At 66.7% G+C, this 16,930-nt stretch carries 16 protein-coding genes; 11 read left to right on the plus strand and 5 right to left on the minus strand.

Annotated features, from left to right (window positions below; genetic code table 11):
- Positions 1 to 101 precede the first annotated feature (101 nt).
- The gene (locus tag EJ105_RS15430; protein WP_250167059.1) at positions 102 to 1,763 is read left to right on the plus strand and encodes an AMP-binding protein; all 1,662 of its coding nucleotides are present in this window, start codon (positions 102 to 104) and stop codon (positions 1,761 to 1,763) included.
- Between the two features lie 58 nt (positions 1,764 to 1,821).
- Positions 1,822 to 3,036: an ABC transporter substrate-binding protein gene (locus tag EJ105_RS15435; RefSeq protein ID WP_250167060.1), complete on the plus strand. Its 1,215-nt coding sequence runs from the start codon at positions 1,822 to 1,824 to the stop codon at positions 3,034 to 3,036.
- A gap of 80 nt (positions 3,037 to 3,116) precedes the next feature.
- On the opposite strand, the gene EJ105_RS15440 is transcribed toward EJ105_RS15435, so the two are convergent.
- Genes EJ105_RS15440 through EJ105_RS15460 form a run of 5 tightly spaced genes read right to left on the minus strand, consistent with a single transcriptional unit; the run spans position 3,117 to position 7,796 of the window.
- Positions 3,117 to 3,815, minus strand: coding sequence for a TetR/AcrR family transcriptional regulator (locus EJ105_RS15440; RefSeq protein ID WP_051679054.1), 699 nt, complete (start codon positions 3,813 to 3,815; stop codon positions 3,117 to 3,119).
- 8 nt (positions 3,816 to 3,823) lie between these two features.
- The gene (locus EJ105_RS15445; protein ID WP_029557347.1) at positions 3,824 to 4,612 is read right to left on the minus strand and encodes an enoyl-CoA hydratase-related protein; all 789 of its coding nucleotides are present in this window, start codon (positions 4,610 to 4,612) and stop codon (positions 3,824 to 3,826) included.
- A gap of 12 nt (positions 4,613 to 4,624) precedes the next feature.
- The gene (locus EJ105_RS15450; RefSeq protein ID WP_250167061.1) at positions 4,625 to 5,383 is read right to left on the minus strand and encodes an enoyl-CoA hydratase/isomerase family protein; all 759 of its coding nucleotides are present in this window, start codon (positions 5,381 to 5,383) and stop codon (positions 4,625 to 4,627) included.
- The gene (locus tag EJ105_RS15455; protein WP_250167062.1) at positions 5,383 to 6,561 is read right to left on the minus strand and encodes an acyl-CoA dehydrogenase family protein; all 1,179 of its coding nucleotides are present in this window, start codon (positions 6,559 to 6,561) and stop codon (positions 5,383 to 5,385) included. Before EJ105_RS15455 ends, EJ105_RS15450 begins: the two co-directional genes overlap by 1 nt.
- 5 nt (positions 6,562 to 6,566) lie before the next feature.
- Positions 6,567 to 7,796, minus strand: a complete 1,230-nt coding sequence (locus EJ105_RS15460; RefSeq protein WP_250167063.1) for a CaiB/BaiF CoA transferase family protein — start codon at positions 7,794 to 7,796, stop codon at positions 6,567 to 6,569.
- A gap of 260 nt (positions 7,797 to 8,056) precedes the next feature.
- On the opposite strand from EJ105_RS15460, the gene EJ105_RS15465 reads away from it, so the two are divergent.
- The 9 genes from EJ105_RS15465 (at position 8,057) to EJ105_RS15505 (ending at position 16,869) form a co-directional block, all read left to right on the plus strand.
- Positions 8,057 to 8,935: a 3-hydroxyacyl-CoA dehydrogenase family protein gene (locus EJ105_RS15465; RefSeq protein WP_250167064.1), complete on the plus strand. Its 879-nt coding sequence runs from the start codon at positions 8,057 to 8,059 to the stop codon at positions 8,933 to 8,935.
- 57 nt (positions 8,936 to 8,992) lie between these two features.
- Positions 8,993 to 9,679 carry a 3-hydroxyacyl-CoA dehydrogenase family protein gene (locus tag EJ105_RS15470; protein WP_250167065.1) on the plus strand — a complete coding sequence of 229 codons (687 nt, stop codon included), beginning with the start codon at positions 8,993 to 8,995 and terminating at the stop codon, positions 9,677 to 9,679.
- A complete protein-coding gene (locus EJ105_RS15475) occupies positions 9,676 to 11,298 on the plus strand; it encodes an AMP-binding protein (RefSeq protein WP_250167066.1) in 1,623 nt (540 codons plus the stop codon). Before EJ105_RS15470 ends, EJ105_RS15475 begins: the two co-directional genes overlap by 4 nt.
- On the plus strand, positions 11,295 to 12,059 hold the full coding sequence (locus EJ105_RS15480; RefSeq protein WP_250167067.1) for an SDR family NAD(P)-dependent oxidoreductase: 765 nt from the start codon (positions 11,295 to 11,297) through the stop codon (positions 12,057 to 12,059). Before EJ105_RS15475 ends, EJ105_RS15480 begins: the two co-directional genes overlap by 4 nt.
- Positions 12,056 to 12,466, plus strand: a complete 411-nt coding sequence (locus EJ105_RS15485; RefSeq protein WP_250167068.1) for a Zn-ribbon domain-containing OB-fold protein — start codon at positions 12,056 to 12,058, stop codon at positions 12,464 to 12,466. The genes EJ105_RS15480 and EJ105_RS15485 overlap by 4 nt, the downstream gene beginning before the upstream one ends.
- Positions 12,463 to 13,602 (plus strand): thiolase family protein, encoded by a 1,140-nt coding sequence (locus EJ105_RS15490; RefSeq protein ID WP_250167069.1) that lies wholly within the window; start codon positions 12,463 to 12,465, stop codon positions 13,600 to 13,602. Before EJ105_RS15485 ends, EJ105_RS15490 begins: the two co-directional genes overlap by 4 nt.
- Before the next feature lie 4 nt (positions 13,603 to 13,606).
- The gene (locus EJ105_RS15495; protein WP_250167070.1) at positions 13,607 to 14,419 is read left to right on the plus strand and encodes an SDR family NAD(P)-dependent oxidoreductase; all 813 of its coding nucleotides are present in this window, start codon (positions 13,607 to 13,609) and stop codon (positions 14,417 to 14,419) included.
- A 42-nt stretch (positions 14,420 to 14,461) separates the two neighbouring features.
- Positions 14,462 to 15,565: a CaiB/BaiF CoA transferase family protein gene (locus EJ105_RS15500; RefSeq protein ID WP_250167071.1), complete on the plus strand. Its 1,104-nt coding sequence runs from the start codon at positions 14,462 to 14,464 to the stop codon at positions 15,563 to 15,565.
- Positions 15,566 to 15,642: 77 nt separating this feature from the next.
- The gene (locus tag EJ105_RS15505; RefSeq protein WP_250167072.1) at positions 15,643 to 16,869 is read left to right on the plus strand and encodes an ABC transporter substrate-binding protein; all 1,227 of its coding nucleotides are present in this window, start codon (positions 15,643 to 15,645) and stop codon (positions 16,867 to 16,869) included.
- Positions 16,870 to 16,930 lie beyond the last annotated feature (61 nt).

A 16,930-nucleotide genomic window follows, 5' to 3' on the forward strand; every position in this document is an offset into this window, starting at 1 on the left:
AAATAAATGAGTAGTCAATTTTATTGTGCGAACAGTTCCTCGCTGATACCTTTCCCGCGGGGATCTGGCACGTGGATGCCTATTCATAATCGTGGGGAAAGATGGATCAGGATCTTGCGCCCGAGATGATCGCTGCCCGGCTGGGCATCGTGCTTCAGTCCGAGCGGATCGCGCGCATGAAGCAGCAGGGCTTCTGGACGGACGAACGCCTCGTCGATTGCCTCGATCGCGCCGTCCTGGCCCACCCGGATGCCGAGGCGATCGTGTCCGCCCGAAAGGACGGGGGACACGTGAAGCGCCTCACCTATCGCGAACTCGCCGGGGAAGTGGAGCGCATCGCCGCCGGCCTTGCCGTGCTCGGCGCCCAACCAGGCACAATCGTGTCGGTGCAACTGCCGTGCTGGTGGCAGTTCGCAGCCATCGTGCTCGCCTGCACGCGGCTCGGCTGCATCGTCAATCCGCTCATGCCCACCGCCAGGGCCCATGAGCTGAAGGCGGCACTCAGCCTGTGCGACACGCGGATTCTCTTCATTCCCCGCAGCTTCCGGCAGGTGGACTATCCGTCTCTCCTTGATGGATTGCGGAAGGACCTTCCCGGGCTTCGCTATGTGGTCGTGGTCGACGAGGCGGCACCGGACGGCTTCGAGGGGCTACCGTCCGGTGGGGGCATCCCGAAGACCTTCACCCATGCCGACGCCGTCACGGAAATCATGTTCACCTCGGGCACCACGGGCGCGCCCAAGGGTGTGATGCAGACCTCGAACACGCTTCTCGCCGCGACCCGTGCCTTTGCGGAGCGCAATGGTCTCGGCGCCGACGACACGATCTTCATGGCGTCGCCCCTCGCGCACCAGACCGGCTATCTCTGGGGGATCTTCCTTCCGATCTTCCTCGGTGCCCGCGTCGTCTACCTGGACCAGTGGGTGCCGCAGCGCGCGGCGCAGCTGATCGCGGCGGAACGCGCCACGTTCAGCGTCGCCGCCCCCACCTTCCTGACGGATCTCCTCGGCGTTCAGGAAGCCGAAGGGGCGGATCTTGGATCGCTGAACGCCTTCCTGCTCGCCGGAGCGCCGGTGCCGAAAGTGCTTGTGGAACGAGCGGCGGAGCGCCTCGGCGTCCGCATCGGCTCGGCATGGGGCATGACTGAGGTGGCACTCGTCACCATCTCCCACCCCTCGGACAGCGCCGAGCGGGTCTCCGCCACCGACGGCGCGCCGCTCCCCGGCACGCAGATCCGCATCGTGAATTCTGGCGGCGTGCCGGTGCCACCGCGCGTGGAGGGGCGATTGCAGGCGCGGGGGCCGTTCAATTTCGTCGGCTATCTCAAGCGTCCCGACCTCAACGACACCGATGCGGACGGCTGGTTCGAGACCGGCGACCTCGGCTACGTGGATGACGCCGGCTATCTCAGAATCACCGGCCGCGCCAAGGACATCGTCATTCGCGGTGGCGAGAAGATCCCGGTCGCGGACGTGGAGAACGTGCTGTACCGCCACCCGGCGATCGCCGACGCGGCCATCGTGGCCGTGCCGGATCCGCGGCTCGGCGAACGCGCCTGTGCCTATGTCACCTTGCGGGGCACGGACGGCTTCGACATGGCCGAGATGACCCGCTTTCTCGCCGCGTGCGGCGTGACCCGCACCTATTTCCCCGAGCGTCTCGAGATCATCGCCGAAATGCCCCGCACGGCCAGCGGGAAGATCCAGAAGTTCCTGTTGCGACAGCGGGCTGAGGTGGACACGGCCACCGCTTCGGCAGGGTAGGGGAAGGGCGGAATGCCGCGCCGCCTCAAAAATGAATCAAGCTTCAGGAGGAGGAAACATGCGAGCTGTTCTGCTGGCTGCGCTTGCGGCAGGGTTTATGGCGGTGTCCGGGTTGCCGGCCGCATCGGCCGACGGATCGACCGGCCCGGTCCGCGTTGGCGTGCTTACCGACATTTCCGGCTATCTGTCGTCGGCCCTCGGTCCGCCGACGGTCGATGCCGCCCGTATGGCTGCGGAAGACTTCGGCGGCACCGTCCTCGGTCGGCCGATCGAGGTGCTCGGGGCCGATCACCAGAACAAGGCCGATATCGGCGCGGCCATCGCCCGCCGCTGGTTCGACGAGGATCAGGTGCAGGTGATCACGGGCATGGGGAATTCTGCGGTTGCCCTGAGCGTGCAGGGGCTGGCGGCGGAAAAGAACCGGATCGCGCTCTTCGCCTCGGCGGCGAGCACGGCGATCACCGGCAAGAGTTGCACCCGCAACGGCCTGCACTGGACTCACGACACTTACATGTTCGCCAACGCCTTGCCGAAGACGCTGCTGGCGCAGGGCGTGGACAGCTGGTTCCTGATCGCTTCCGACTATGCGTTCGGGCGCTCGCTGGCGGACGAGACGCGCAAGGTCATCGAGGCCCGGGGCGGCAAGGTGGTCGGGGTCGTCTATCATCCGCAGGGCACCACGGACTTCTCTTCCTTCCTGCTCCAGGCGCAGGGCTTCGGGGCCAAGGCGGTCGCCATCCTAAATTCGGGCAACGACACGGTGAACGCCATCAAGCAGGCGTCCGAATTCCAGATCACCCCCCGCCAGCGCCTGGTGGTGGGCATGCTTCTGGTCTCCGACGCTTATGCCATCGGCACCCAGCTGGGGCAGGGGCTTGAATTCTCGACCATCTTCTACTGGAACCAGAACCCCGAAGCGGCGGCTTTCTCGCGCCGCTTCTTCGCTCGCAACAAGGTGATGCCGACCGAGGCGCACGCCGGCGTCTACAGCGCGGTGACCCATTATCTGAAAGCCGTGAAGGCGGCGGGGACCACGGATGTCACGACGGTGGTCGACAAGATGCGGGCGACGCCGGTGAATGATTTCTACAGCGACAACCTCGAAATCCGCGCGGACGGCCGGTTGATGCGCCCCGCCTATCTCGCGCGGATCAAGGCGCCGTCGCAGCAGAAAGAGCCCTGGGATCTCTACGAGATCGTCGCCCGCATCGATCCGCAGGATGCATTCCGTCCGCTCGCCGAGGGGGAGTGCCCTCTGCTCATGAAGAAGTAGGCCCGGGCGACCGGATGCCGGCTCATCGTCCGGCATCCGCCCTTCCCGTCGGGCCCTTGGCACAGGGGCGGTGGAGGAAATCAGAGCGGGCGGCCATCCAGCAGGTTGTGGCGTGAGAAATGCGCCTCGCCCGCGTCATTCAACATGCCGCGGATGATGACGCCAAGGGTCTTGCGGGCATAGTCTTCGAAGCTGATGACCTTGCGCAGCCGCCAGTTCTTGAGCCCCCAGGCGTGGGCGGAGTTGATGATCCAGTAGGTGGCGAGTTCCGGATCAACGTCCATGCAGAAGCCGGCGCGTTCGCATTCCAGAACGCAGTCCACGATCAACTGGTTGGTCTGAAGCTCCTTGGACTTCAGGATCGCGATCTGCTCCTTCTCAAGGGAGGCGCTCTCGCGATAGGCGAACAGGGTGGCCTGAACGCGCTGATCGATCACCTTGTAATAGGCGATCGCCGCGGCCTGGAGCCGTTCCAGCGGGTCCTTGACGCCGATCAGCGCGCTCGGGACGTCGCGGTTGTAGGCTTCGAGGATTTCCAGGATCACCTGGAAAAGCAGGTCGCGCTTGTCGTTGAAATACTGGTAGATCAGGCCCGAGCTGACGCCGGCGGCGGCCGCGATATCGGCGACTGTGGTCTCATGGTAGCCCTTCTGCTCGAAGCAGCTGAGCGCCCCGGAGAAAATCTGCTGGCGCCGCTGCTCCGTCTTGCGGTGGCGGCGCGTCGGCGTCGTCCCGCTCTTGCGGGCGGGTCGACGCGTTGGCAGCACGGTCTGATCCATCCAGCCCCTTATCCCTTCCGTCTGGCCGCGAAGTCGGGGGCACGCTTCTCGGCGAAGGCGACCCGACCCTCCTGGCACTCCGGCGATTCCAGATACAGCTGGAGGCCGGCATCGGCGAACAGCGCCTGCGCGCCCAGTCCACCGGTCTCCAAATTGAACGCACATTTAAGAAATTTCAATGCCGTCGGGCTGAGTGCGACAGTCTCCCGCGCCCAGGCTGTGGCTTCGGCCATCAGGCTGTCCCCCGGCACCACCTTGTTGACAAGGCCCCAGCGCTCCACCTCCGTCGCCGTGTACTGGCGACAGAAGAACCACATCTCGCGTGCCCTGCGCTCGCCGATGAGCCGGGTGAGATGGGTGCCCCAGCCGGCATCGAACGATCCGACGCGCGGCCCGACCTGTCCGAAGCGGGCGTGTTCGGCGGCGATCGCCACGTCGCACACCGCTGCCAGGACGTTGCCTCCACCGATGGCGAATCCGTTCACCGCGGCAATGACCGGCTTGGGAATGGAGCGGATGGCGACGTGCAGGTCCTCGATCTCCCAGCGCCCGTTCTGGCTCAGGCCATAGCTTCCGGTCTCGACGAATTCCTTCTGGTCTCCGCCGACGCAGAACGCCTTGTTGCCCGCCCCGGTGAAGATCACCGCCCCCACATCGTCATCCGCCCAGGCGGCGCGGAAGGCGTGCAGCAATTCCTCCACCGTGCGTCCGCGAAAGGCATTGAGCCGCTTTTCGCGGTCGATGGTGATGGTGGCGATGCGGTCTGCCACCTCGTAGCGGATATCCGTGTAGTCCATGAAACGCGCTCCTCAGCGGGCACCGGCGAGAAAATCGGCGATGCGGGTTCGTGTGTCGGCCTGGTCGAACAGGCGGCGATCCGCCTCGCGTTCCTCGGCGTATCCGTCTCGCGCCGGGTCGCCGGCTGCGGCGATGAGGGCCTTCGCCTCGCGAACGGCCGCCGGCGCGAGCCCGGCGATGCGGGTGACCACCGCCTCTACGGTCGCCTCCAGCGCCTCCGGGGGGCAGGACCATTGCACCAGGCCGAGTCGCTCTGCCGTCGCGCCGTCGAGCGTGTCTGCGGAGAGGATGATGCGGGAGGCGATTCCCCGTCCGCACAGGCGGGTCAGGCGCTGGGTGCCGCCGGCGCCCGGGATGAGCCCGAGGCGCGCTTCGGGCAGGCCGAGCTTCGCCTTGTGCGATGCGATGCGGATGTCGCAGGCGAGCGCCAGTTCGAGGCCGCCGCCGAGCGCCGCGCCGCCGATCTCGCACACCACCACGGCCGGAAGGGCCTCGATGCGGGCGAACAGGCGCTGGAACTCGGACACGTCGCCCACCATGGCGTCCGCGCCGTCGGCGCGGGCGAAGAGCGCGCGGACGTGGTCGAGATCCATGCCGGCGCAGAAGATCTTCTGATCAGAGCGGATCAGGAGGGCCGACAATCCAGCCGCGCCCTCCAGCCGGTCCAGCAAGGCGTGGAAGCCTGCGAGCCATTCCGCGTTGATGGCATTGACCGGCGGGCGGCACAAAGTGAGGACGGCCTTCGCGCCGTCGAGCTTGAGGTCGAACATCAGCGGTTGCTCTTCTTCTGCGCGAACGATCGGCCGATCAGCTGGCGATGCACCTGGTTGGTGCCCTCCCAGATCTGGGTGATCTTGGCGTCGCGCATCAGGCGCTCCACCTCGTATTCCCGGCAGTAGCCGTAGCCGCCGAACAGCTGGACGGCCTCTTCGGTCACGCGCATGGCGACGTCCGTCGCCTTCATCTTCAGCATGGAGGATTCGATGCCGAAGTCGTCCGTGCCGCTCTCCACCATGTCCGCCACACGCCACAGCCAGCTCTCGGCCAGCACGATGTCCGTGGCGAGATCGGCGAGCAGGAACTGGATGCCCTGGTTGTCGATGATGCGCCGGCCGTTCTGCCTGCGATCGTTGACGTAGGCGACAGCCCGCTCGAACGCGCTCCGCGCGATGCCCAGCGCATGGGCGGCGACGCTCGGGCGCGACCGGTTGAGAGAGCCGAAAAGGATGTCGAGCCCCTCACCGGGCGCGCTGATGAGGTTCGCACGGGGGACACGGCAGCCGTCAAAGGCGAGGACCGCCGTACTGGAGGCGCGGTGTCCCATCTTCTTCTCCGTGCCCAGCACGGAAAGGCCGGGAGTACCCTTTTCGAGCACCAGCACAGAGATCGCCGCCTTGGGGTCCTCGATCTCGGACCACTTGCCGAACAGGAGATAGAGATCCGCCACGTCGCCGTTGGTGATGAAGCACTTGCCGCCGTCGACGATGATGTCGTCCCCATCGGGGGTGAAGCGGGTTTTCATGCCCGTGGCGTCGGACCCCGCGCCGGGCTCGGTGATGGCGAGTGCCGCGAGGCCGCCATCCGCGATGCGCGGCAGGAGACGCGCCTTCTGTTCCTCGCTGGCGAAGGCCACCACCGGCTTGATGGCGTGGAAGTTGGTCGCCCAGATGATGCCGGTGGACGCGCAGGCGCGGCTGATCTCCCGGACGCAGGCCAGATAGGCGCGATAGCTCAGCTCGGCGCCGCCATAGGCCTCCGGAATGAACATGGCATTGAGGCCGAGGGCGTTGATCGCCTGCACGTTTTCCCAGGGAAACGCGCTGGTTTCGTCGTAATGCGAAGCCTTCGGTGCGAACTGGTCCCGCGCGAGCGTGCAGACGCTGTCGAATAGCATGCGTTCGCTCTCGCTGAGGTCCAGCTGAGCATCGAGCCTGTCCAGTATGGTCATGGGGGTCAGATCACTCCTTGGCGACTCAGGCGATCGATTTCTGTGGCATCGAGTCCGATCCAGCAGGCGAGCACGTCGCGCGTATCGGCGCCCAGCGCCGGCGGGGCGCGGCGTGGCCCGCAGGTGGACCCGTCGATGCCGATGCCGAGGCCGACCTGGGGAATGGTGCGGCCGTTGTCCTCCATCCGGTAGAGGAAGCCGCGAGCCTGAAGTTCCGGGTCTTCCACCATCTGGTCGATCCGGTTGATGGGGCCGCAGGGGATGCCGGCGGCATCGAAGAGGTCCAGCCAGTGGGCGCGCGGCTTCGTGAGAAGGCGCGCCTGGATCTGCGCCACGATCTCCGCCCGCGACGCATGGCGGTCGGCGTTGCTCCCGAAACGCGGATCGGCGCCGAAGGCCGGGTCGCCGATCGCCTCCCAGAAGCGGCGCCACAAGCCGTCATTGCCGAGGCCGAGGGTGATCGGATCGTCGGCCGTGTCGAACGCCTGGTAGATGGCGATGACGCTGTCCTTGCCGCCGGAGCGGCGGGGCACCTCGCCGGAGCCGAGATAGGTGACCACACGGGGGGTGAGAAAGCGGGTCATGCTCTCGAACATGGAGACGTCGATGGTGTGGCCCCGTGCGTTCTTCGCGCGGTCGTACAGGGCGGCGAGCGTGCCGATGACGGCATCCATGCCCGAGAGAAGATCGGCCGCAGGGGTGCCCACCTTCTGCGGCGGGCTGTCCGGCTCGCCGGTGAGGTCCATGACCCCGCTGAAGCCTTCCGCCACGATATCGTAGGAGGTCTTGTCGGCCCGCACGCCATCGAGGCCAAAGCCGGTGATGGAGACGAACACGAGGTTCGGGTTGAGGGCGCGCAGCGTCTCCCGGTCCACTTTCAGCTTTTTCTGAACCCGCGGAACGAGGTTGAGCACCACCACGTCGCTGACCGCCACGAGGCGGTGCAGCACCGCGAGGCCCTCCGGCTGGGCATAGTCCAGCGTCACGCTCGCCTTGTTGCGGTTCACGCTCAGGTACCAGAGCGACTCGCCGTCGAGGAAAGGCGGTCCCCACGCCCGGGAGTCGTCGCCGCGCCCCGGTCGCTCGATCTTCGTGATCTCCGCGCCGAGATCGGCGAGCAGCATGGTGGCATAGGGGGCGGCGATGGAGGTGGTGAGGTCAAGCACTCTGACGCCGGCGAGCAGCGTGCAGGGCGGTGCGTCAGGTGCTGGGGGAAGGCGATGCAGCGGCAGCATGGAGCGTCCGTCATAAAATAATTACTTGTTCAATCATTTTTGACTGAAGGCGCTTGGCGCTGTCAATAGCGGAACACGCGCGCCTCCCCTTTCGAGACCGGCCCGGTGGTGCGCCAGATCACGCATTCGCAAAGGCTACGGCGAACTATAACGCCGATCTACGAAATGCCCGGTTTGGACGGAAGCCTGCGGTCAGGTCTTGACGAAGATTGGAGGGGTGCGATAAAAACTGAATATAAATTCAAAAAAGGCAGTTGCAGATGGCCTGGGAGTGGAACGCCGCCGCGGTCGCCGGTGCGGGGACGATGGGTGCCGGCATCGCGATCACCATTGCGCGCTCGGGGCTGAACACCCTCGTGTTCGACGAGAGCCCTGATGCCCTCGACCGCGCAAAGCGGCAGGTGGAGGCGTTTTTCGAAGGCTCGGTGCGCAAGGGCAAGCTCGATGCCGCGGCCGCGGCGGCGGCGACCGCGCGCCTGTCCTACGTCAAGGACGTCTCAGCCCTCGCCGAGGCGGACGTGGTCGTCGAGGCGATCTACGAGGAACTGGCAGCCAAGCAGCGGCTGCTGTCGACCCTGAATGCGGTGTGCCGGGATGACACCCTTTTTCTCACCAACACCTCGACGCTTTCCATCACCGAGCTCGCGGCGGGTTCGGGGCGGCCGGATCGGGTGGTCGGAGCGCACTATTGCCTCCCGGCGCAACTGATGCGGCTGGTGGAGATGTCAAAGGCGATCCAGACCTCGGCGGCGAGCTGGGATCAAGCCTGGGCCTTCCAGCGTGCCACCGGCCAGCATCCTGTCGAGACCAAGGACCGGCCGGGCTTCGTGCTCAATTTCTTTTGCGTGCCCTACCACAACGACGTGATCCGCATGGTGGAGGCCGGGGTCGCCGAGCCCGCCGACATCGACAAGGCGGTGAAGGCGGCCATGGGCTTCGCCATGGGGCCGTGCGAGCTGATCGACCTCATCGGGCTGGACACGCAGCTGCGCGCCTCGGAGGCGTTCTTCTCGGTCACCAACAATCCGCGGACGTTTCCCCCTCCGCTGCTGCGCCGGATGGTGGCGGCCGGGCAGCTCGGCCGCAAAACCCGGCGCGGGTTCTTTGATTACGGTTCCGACGCCCTGTTCGGCGCCTGAGACGAGAAAAACCAAGCGCTGGCGCCGGATGGGCAGCCGCGAACGTGGGGAGGTATGATGCCGGACCTGAGCTATTCGATCGCGCGGACAGGCGAAAGTCGTGCATTTCCAGGCACACACGCTTTCATCGATGGTGCCACCGCCGAAGGTGCGGTGCTTGTGCTGCTCGGCCCCGCGATGGCCCCGCGCTGCGTCGCGCCGGAGCGGACGGCGGTGCTGGTGGAGCTTAGTACGGAATGCCTGGCGGCTTATGAGCGCGAGGAGGATCCGCCGGCGTCGTCGAACCTGGTCGGCTTCGCGCGCTGGCGGCTCGGAGCCAATCCTCCATCGGATCTGATCGAACTGGTGGCCGGCCGCACCACGCGCCCGAATGCGCTCGATGCCGCCCAGGCCGTCTTCGAAGCGGCGGGCTTCACCGTCAGCCGATGCGCGGACCGCGCCGGCCGCATCGTCGACCGCCTCCTGCGACCGCAGTTCAACCTCGCCCTCACGGCCCTCGACGACGGCCTTGCGACGGCCGAGGACATGGATCTGTGCCTCAAGCTGGGGCTTGGATATCGGCAGGGCCTGCTCGCGCCGCTCCTCGGCTCCGGGCTCGCCGACCACTACGACGTGACGCGGGCGCTGTTCGAGGTGTACGGGCAGGCGCAGTACGCCCCGCCGCGTCTGGCGGTCGTGGCGCGCCAGAAGGCGGACAAGGCTGAACCCTCCCATGCCTCCCTATTGCGGGAGGCCGGGGAATGAGCATCTACGACGACCTGCCTCTGGACCGGGTGTGCCATGCGCCTCTCACGCCCCTGCGCTTCCTCGATCGGGCGGAGAAGTACTTCTCCGACCGAACCAGCGTTGTCAGCGGCGAAATCGCGCTGACGTGGCGGGAGACCGCCGCGCGATGCCGGCGGCTGGCCTCGGCGCTGGCGCGACGCGGCGTCGGTCCCGGCGACACGGTGTCGGTACTGGCGCCCAACGGCTTGGCCATCTACGAGGCGCACTTCGGCGTGCCCATGACGGGGGCCGTGCTCAATGCCGTCAACACGCGCCTCGAGCCCGAGACTGTCGCCTACATCCTCGCCCATTGCGAAGCCAAGGTGCTTCTCGTCGATACCGAATTCTCTGAGCTTGCCCGACAGGCCCTCGCCACGCTCGCGCAGCCGCCTCTGGTCGTCGACATCGCCGACCCCGGCGGTCCCGGAGGCGCGCGGATCGGCTCGATCGAGTACGAGGACTTGCTGGCGGAGGGCGACCCCGCCTTCCGCTCGGCCCAGCCGTCGAGCGAGCTGCAACCCATCACGCTCGGCTATACGTCCGGCACCACCGGAAAGCCGAAGGGCGTGGTCTATGACCACCGCAATGCCTTCGTCGAATCCCTCGGCAACATGCTCGCCCTCGGCGTCAGCGGGCGTCCCCGGCTGGTCTGGGTGGTCCCCATCTTCCACGCAAACGGCTGGTGCTATCTGTGGCCCATGGCTGGGGTGGGCGCCACCAACATTCTGGTTCGCAAACCCTCCGGCGGCGCGATCCTCGGACTGATCGCCCGCCACGGTGCCACCCATGTCTTCGGCGCGCCGGTCATCGCGCAGATGATCGCCCAGGTTCCGGCGGCGGAACGGCCCGTCCTGTCGCACAAGGTGCGCATGCTCACGGCGGGCGCTCCACCGACCACGGCGCAGTTCCTCGCTTTGGAGCAGATGGGGATCGATCTCGATCAAGGCTACGGCCTGTCCGAAGTATGGGGACCAGCCATTTTCCGCGAGCCGCAGGAGGAATGGGCTGCCATGGCGCCTGCCGAGCGGGCGGCATTGAAGGTGCGGCAGGGCATTCCCAACCTTGTTCTGGACAGCGCCATCGTGGCCGATCCGCTGACCCTGGAGCCGGTTCCGCGCGATGGCACCACGCTGGGCGAGGTGATGTTCCGCGGCAATGTGGTGATGCGCGGCTATCTCAAGAATCGGGAAGCGACCCGCGAGGCCTTCGCCGGCGGTTACTTCCATTCCGGCGACCTCGCGGTCTGGCACCAAGATGGTGCGATCGAGCTGAAGGACCGGTCCAAGGACATCATCATCTCGGGCGGCGAGAACATCTCGTCCATCGAGATCGAGAATGCCATCTGCGCCCATCCCCATGTGCTCAGCGCCGCCGTTGTCGGGGTTCCGAGTGCACGGTGGGGCGAAAGTCCGTTCGCATTCGTGGAGGTCAGGGACGGTGTGGCGCTCGATGCTGCGGAACTTGAGGCGCACTGCCGGGCTCGGCTCTCCAGCTTCAAGGTTCCCTGCGGCTTCGCGTTCGGGCCGATCCCCAAGACGGCGACGGGAAAGGTTCAGAAATTCCTGCTGAGGCAGCAGGCACGGGAGAATGCGGCATGAGCGACGCGCGGGAGCTGGCGGGCAAGACGGTTCTTGTCACAGGGGCATCCTCCGGGCTCGGACGGCATTTCGCGCTGATGCTGGCGCGCAAGGGCGCGCGCGTCGCCGCCGCGGCTCGGCGCACCAGCCTCCTTGAAGATCTCGCGCGCGAAGCGGACGCGCTGGGCTGCACCGTCGTGCCGGTCGCCATGGACGTGGCGTCCGTCGACGCCATCAAGGCCGGCGTCGCCGAGGTGGAGGCGGCGCTGGGGCCGATCCATATCCTCGTCAACAATGCGGGCATCGCGGTGCAGGCCAAGGCGCTTTCCACCACCGAGGCGGAATTCGATCGGGTGTTCTCCACCAACGTTCGTGGCGCCTTCTTCGTGGCTCAGGTCTGCGGCCAGCGGATGATCGAGGGGGGCATCGCCGGCCGCATCGTCAACATCGCGTCCGTGGCGGGGCTCGTGCCCATGCCGCAACTCGGCGTCTACGGCATGTCCAAGGCGGCGGTGGTGCAGATGACGCGGGCGCTGGCCATCGAGTGGGCGCGTCACGGCATCTCCGTCAACGCCATCTGCCCCGGCTATGTCGCCACCGCCCTCAATGCCGCGTTCTTCGGTTCCGAGGCCGGGCAGAAGATCACGGCGGCCCTGCCGAAGCGCCGGATCGCGCAGCCGCATGATCTCGACGGAACCCTGCTGCTGCTCGCCTCGCCCGAAGCCGGCGCCGTCATCAACGGCGCCATCATCTCCGTAGACGACGGATACATGCATTCATGACGGCCACGCGCAATCTCAGGGACGACCTGTTCGTCGCCGGCCCGCCGCCGCGCCTTCTCGGCAGCCGCTGCCGCGAGACGGGGGAGCTGTTCTACCCGGTGCAGGTGATGAACCCGGTGACCCATCGGGCCGGGACCATGGAAACGTGCGAGCTGGAGGGGACCGGGCGGCTCCTCAACTTCACCCGCATCCACCGCGGCATGCCCGGCTACGACTCTCCCCTCGTTCTGGGGATCGTGGAGCTGGACGCTGGCCCGACATTGACGGCCCAGATCGCCGACTGGGCCGGAACCGACCTGCACATCGGCCAGCGGCTGGATCTCGTCATCGGCACCATTCGCACCGATCCCGACGGCACGCGAGTTCTCGGACCGAAATTCCGCCCGATCAAGGATGAGAACCTATGAGTGCGGTCCATGTGATTGGCGCCGGGATGACGCAGTTCAAGCCGCATCCCACGGTCGAGGTCCACGAACTGGCGCGGCAGGCCGCCTGGGCGGCCATCGAGAGTTCGGGCGTGCGCCCGGAGGATATCGAACTGGCCTATGCCGGCCACGCCTATCAGGGGCAGTGTTTCGGCCAGAAGGTGCTGCTGAAGATCGGCATGACCGGCATGCCGGTGGTGAATTGCGAGAACGCCTGCGCGAGCGGCGCATCGGCGGTCTGGGGCGTCGTCAACGCCATCAAGGCTGGTCAGGCGGATATCGGCATCGCCATCGGTGCAGAAAAGCTCGCCTCGGCCAAAGGGGGCTTCACCCCGCTCGTTGCCGATGATCTCGAAAGCAGCATGGGCCGGGTCATGCCCTCCGTCTTCTCCATGATGGCGCGCAAGCACATGGACCGCTATGGCACCACGCTGGATCAGCTGGCCCGCATCGCGGTGAAGAACCGGCGCGGCGGGGTGCGCAATCCCTATTCCCCGTGGCGCGACGAGATCACGGTCGAGGACGTGCTTGCCGCGCCCATGATCGCCGAGCCCTTGACCCGCCTGTCCTGCTGCCCGGTGTCGGATGGCGCCGCCGCGGTCATCCTCGCGTCCGATCGGGTGGCGCGGCGTTACACCGCGCGGCCGGTGGAAGTCCGCGCCGCCATTCTCGCGTCCGGCATCCGCAACGGCGTCGGCATGGCGGACGACCATTCCGAGATGACCATCCGCGCGGCCCGCCGGGCCTATGAAGTCGCCGGGATCGGTCCGGAGGACGTGGACCTGTGCGAGCTGCATGATCCCTTCACCATCGCCGAGCTTGTGCACTACGAGGACCTCGGTTTCTGTGCGCCGGGGGAGGGAGGGCGCGGCGTCGACGAAGGATGGTTCGACATCGGCGGGCGCGTCGCGGTGTCGCCCTCGGGCGGCCTGCTCGCCCGCGGTCATCCCCTGGGCGCGACCGGGGTCGCGCAGATCGCGGAAATGTTCTGGCAACTGCGCGGAGAAGCCGGCGAGCGGCAGGTGCCGGGCGCGCGGGTGGGTCTCGCGCACACGGTCGGCGGAGGCGTCACCCAGATCGAGGCGGGCGCCACTTCGGTTCATATTCTGGTGGGATGACGCGATGGAACTCGAACTCGAAGGGAAGGTGGCCCTCGTCACCGGCGGTGGCATGGGAGTCGGGCGCGCCATCTGCAAGCGCCTCGCGGCCGAAGGCGCGCGGGTCGCGGTCAACGACATCCTGCCGGAACGCTGTGCGGCGGTCGCGGCCGAGATCGCCGAGGCCGGCGGCACGGCGCTGGCGGTGCCGTTCGACATCATCGACCTTGACGCCGCCCGTGCGGGCGTGGCCCGGATCGCAGAAGCGCTCGGTCCTGTGGACATTCTCGTCAACAATGCCGGCGTGGTGCCGGAGCGGCGCACCGGAGAGATCGGCATGCCGACCTTCCGGGAGATGGCGCCGCATTTCTGGAAGAAGATCGTCGATCTCAACTATTATGGCGTCATGAACTGCGTGGCCGCCGTGGCGGATTCCATGGTGGAGCGGCGCGCCGGCAAGATCGTGTCGATGGTGTCGGACGCCGGCCGTGTCGGCGAACCGCGCATGGCAGTCTATTCGGGGGCAAAGGCCGCCATCATCGGTTTCTCCCGCGCCATCGCCAAGGAGCTGGGGCCGCACGGCATCACGGTCAATGCCGTGTCCCTGTCGGCGGTCGCCCACGAAAATCCCATCGCCGGCTTCCAGAAGCTGACGGCGACGGTGGAGAGCGATGAGACCCTGCGCAAGGTGCTGCGCAACTACCCCATCGGCGAAGGCCTGGGCCGCCTGACCCGGCCGGAGGACGCGGCTGACGCGGTCGCCTTTCTGGCCTCTGCCCGCGCCGCCTACATCACCGGTCAGGTGCTGGGAGTGAATGGCGGCTTCGTCATGGTCTGAGCCGCGCGCGGCAACGCACGGCGGATGAGGAGGATCTCCAGGATGGATGCTCGCGAGGGGCAGGACGCGTCGCGCCCGGAGGGGGGAGCTTTGCCCCTGCGTGGACTGAAGGTGGTCGATTTCTCGACCCTTCTGCCCGGCCCGTTCGCCACGCTGATGCTGGCAGAGGCTGGCGCGGACGTGGTCAAGATCGAGCGTCCGGGCAAGGGCGACGAGATGCGCGGCTACGAGCCGCGCGTCGGGCCGGACAGCGCCATATTCGCGCTGCTCAATCGCGGCAAGGCCAGCGTTGCGCTGGATCTGAAGTCCCCGGACGGTCTTGCACAGGCAAAGGAGCTTGCGCGCGGCGCGGATATCCTCGTCGAGCAGTTCCGTCCCGGCGTCATGGCGCGGCTCGGCCTCTCCTACGAAGCGCTTTCGGCGGAAAATCCGCGTCTCATCTATTGCTCCATCACGGGTTACGGACAGGACGGTCCGAAGGCGCATGTCGCCGCGCACGACATGAACTACGGCGCCGACGCGGGGCTCCTCTCGCTGGTGTCCGACAGCGACGGCACCCCGTCGCTTCTGCCGATCCCGCTGGCCGATATCGGCGGGGGAACCTATCCCGCCATCATCAACATTCTGATGGCCGTGATCGAGCGCACCCAGACCGGGCGCGGGCGGCATCTCGATATCTCCATGACGGACAATCTGTTCCCGTTCCTCTACTGGACGCTCGCCGGCGTCGCGGCTGGCCAATGGCCGTCGCCCAATGGCGAACTCATCACCGGCGGCTCGCCCCGCTATGCCATCTATCGCACCGCCGATGGCCGGCACCTGGCGGCGGCTCCCCTGGAGGATCAGTTCTGGCGGACCTTCTGCGCGGTGCTCGGCCTGAGCGAGAACGCGAGCAAGGCCGACGTGGCGACGGCCGTGGCGGCGCGCCCCTCGGGCGACCTCATAGCCGCATTCGCCGGCAAGGACGCCTGCGTGTCGCTCGTCGCCTCCATCAAGGAAGCCATGGCCGACCCTCATGTCGCCGCCCGCGACCTCTTTCGCCGCCGCATTGCGAGCAAGGCCGGAACGATCGCCGCGTTGCCGCTGCCGCTCGTGGAAGCCTACCGCGATCCTGAAGAGACGAAGCCGTTTCCCGATCTCGGGTGACGGCGCAAAGGGTTGAAGGGCGCGCAGTCGCCCGTGCCCGAGAAAAACGAAAAGAAAACAACGGTGGAGGAAACGCCATGTCCAGGAGCAAGCATCCCATAGGATTCACGCTGTTGACCCTCGGCGCGCTTATCGCCTGGGCCGACATCGCCCAGGCACAGGTCTCCGACGATATCGTCAAGATCGGGGTGCTCGACGGTCTTTCAGGCCCTTATGCCGACCTGCAGGGCCCGGGGGACGTGGTGGCCGCCCGGATGGCGGTGGAGGATTTCGGCGGCAAGGTGCTCGGCAAGCCGGTGGAAGTGGTTGCCGGTGATCTCCAGCACAAGGTGGACGTCGGCAGCACCATCGCGCGTCGCTGGTACGATCAGGAGAAGGTGGACGCCATCTTCGGCCTCGGCGATTCCGCCGTCGCTCTGGCGGTTCAGGACATCACCCGCGAGAAGGATCGGATCAACATCGTCATCGCGGCGGGGACGCCGGCGCTGACGGGCAAGAACTGCTCGCCGAACGGCATCCACTGGACTTACGACAATTACGCCATTCCGCGCGCCACGGCTCTGGCGACCCTGAAGGATGGCGGGAACACCTGGTTCTTCATCACCGCGGACTACGCCTTTGGCCAGTCGCTTGAGGAGAGCACGCGCCGGGTGGTGGAGGGCAGCGGCGGAAAGGTCGTGGGGGGCGTCCGCGCGCCCATTAATACCACAGACTTCTCATCCTTCATCCTTCAGGCGCAGGCATCGGGCGCGAAGGTGATCGGCCTTGCCAATGCCGGCGCCGATATGACCAACACGATGAAGCAGCTCGTGGAATTCGGTGTCGCGGGGAATCGGCAGCGGCCCGTCGGTCTGCTGGTGACACTCACCGATGTGCACAGCCTCGGCCTCAAGGCCGCCCAGGGGCTGACCTTCACCGAGGCCTTCTACTGGGACCAGACGCCGGAGACGCGGGCCTTTTCCAAACGTTTCCAGGCCATTCACGGCAAGCCTCCGACCATGATGCAGGCGAGCATATATGGCGCTGTCATGCACTATCTCAAGGCGGTCCAGGGTACCGGCACGGACGGTGCCAAGCCGGTGATGGCAAAGATGAAGGCCACGCCCATCAACGATTTCATGACGAAAAACGGCGAAGTGCGGGCGGATGGGCGCGTCATCCGGGACCTTTATCTGTTCCGCGTGAAGAAGCCGGAGGAGTCGAAGGGCGAATGGGACCTGCTGGAGCAGGTCGCGACCATCCCCGGCAAGGATGCGTTTCGCCCGATGAGCGAGGGGGGCTGCCCCCTGGTCTCCGGCCAGTGAGGATCTGAACGGCGGGGTGCGGCCCATCCACCAATGCTTCGAACCGGCGGCGGCGCGCCGC

Source organism: Xanthobacter aminoxidans (assembly GCF_023571765.1).
In the GTDB taxonomy this organism is placed as follows: domain Bacteria; phylum Pseudomonadota; class Alphaproteobacteria; order Rhizobiales; family Xanthobacteraceae; genus Xanthobacter; species Xanthobacter aminoxidans.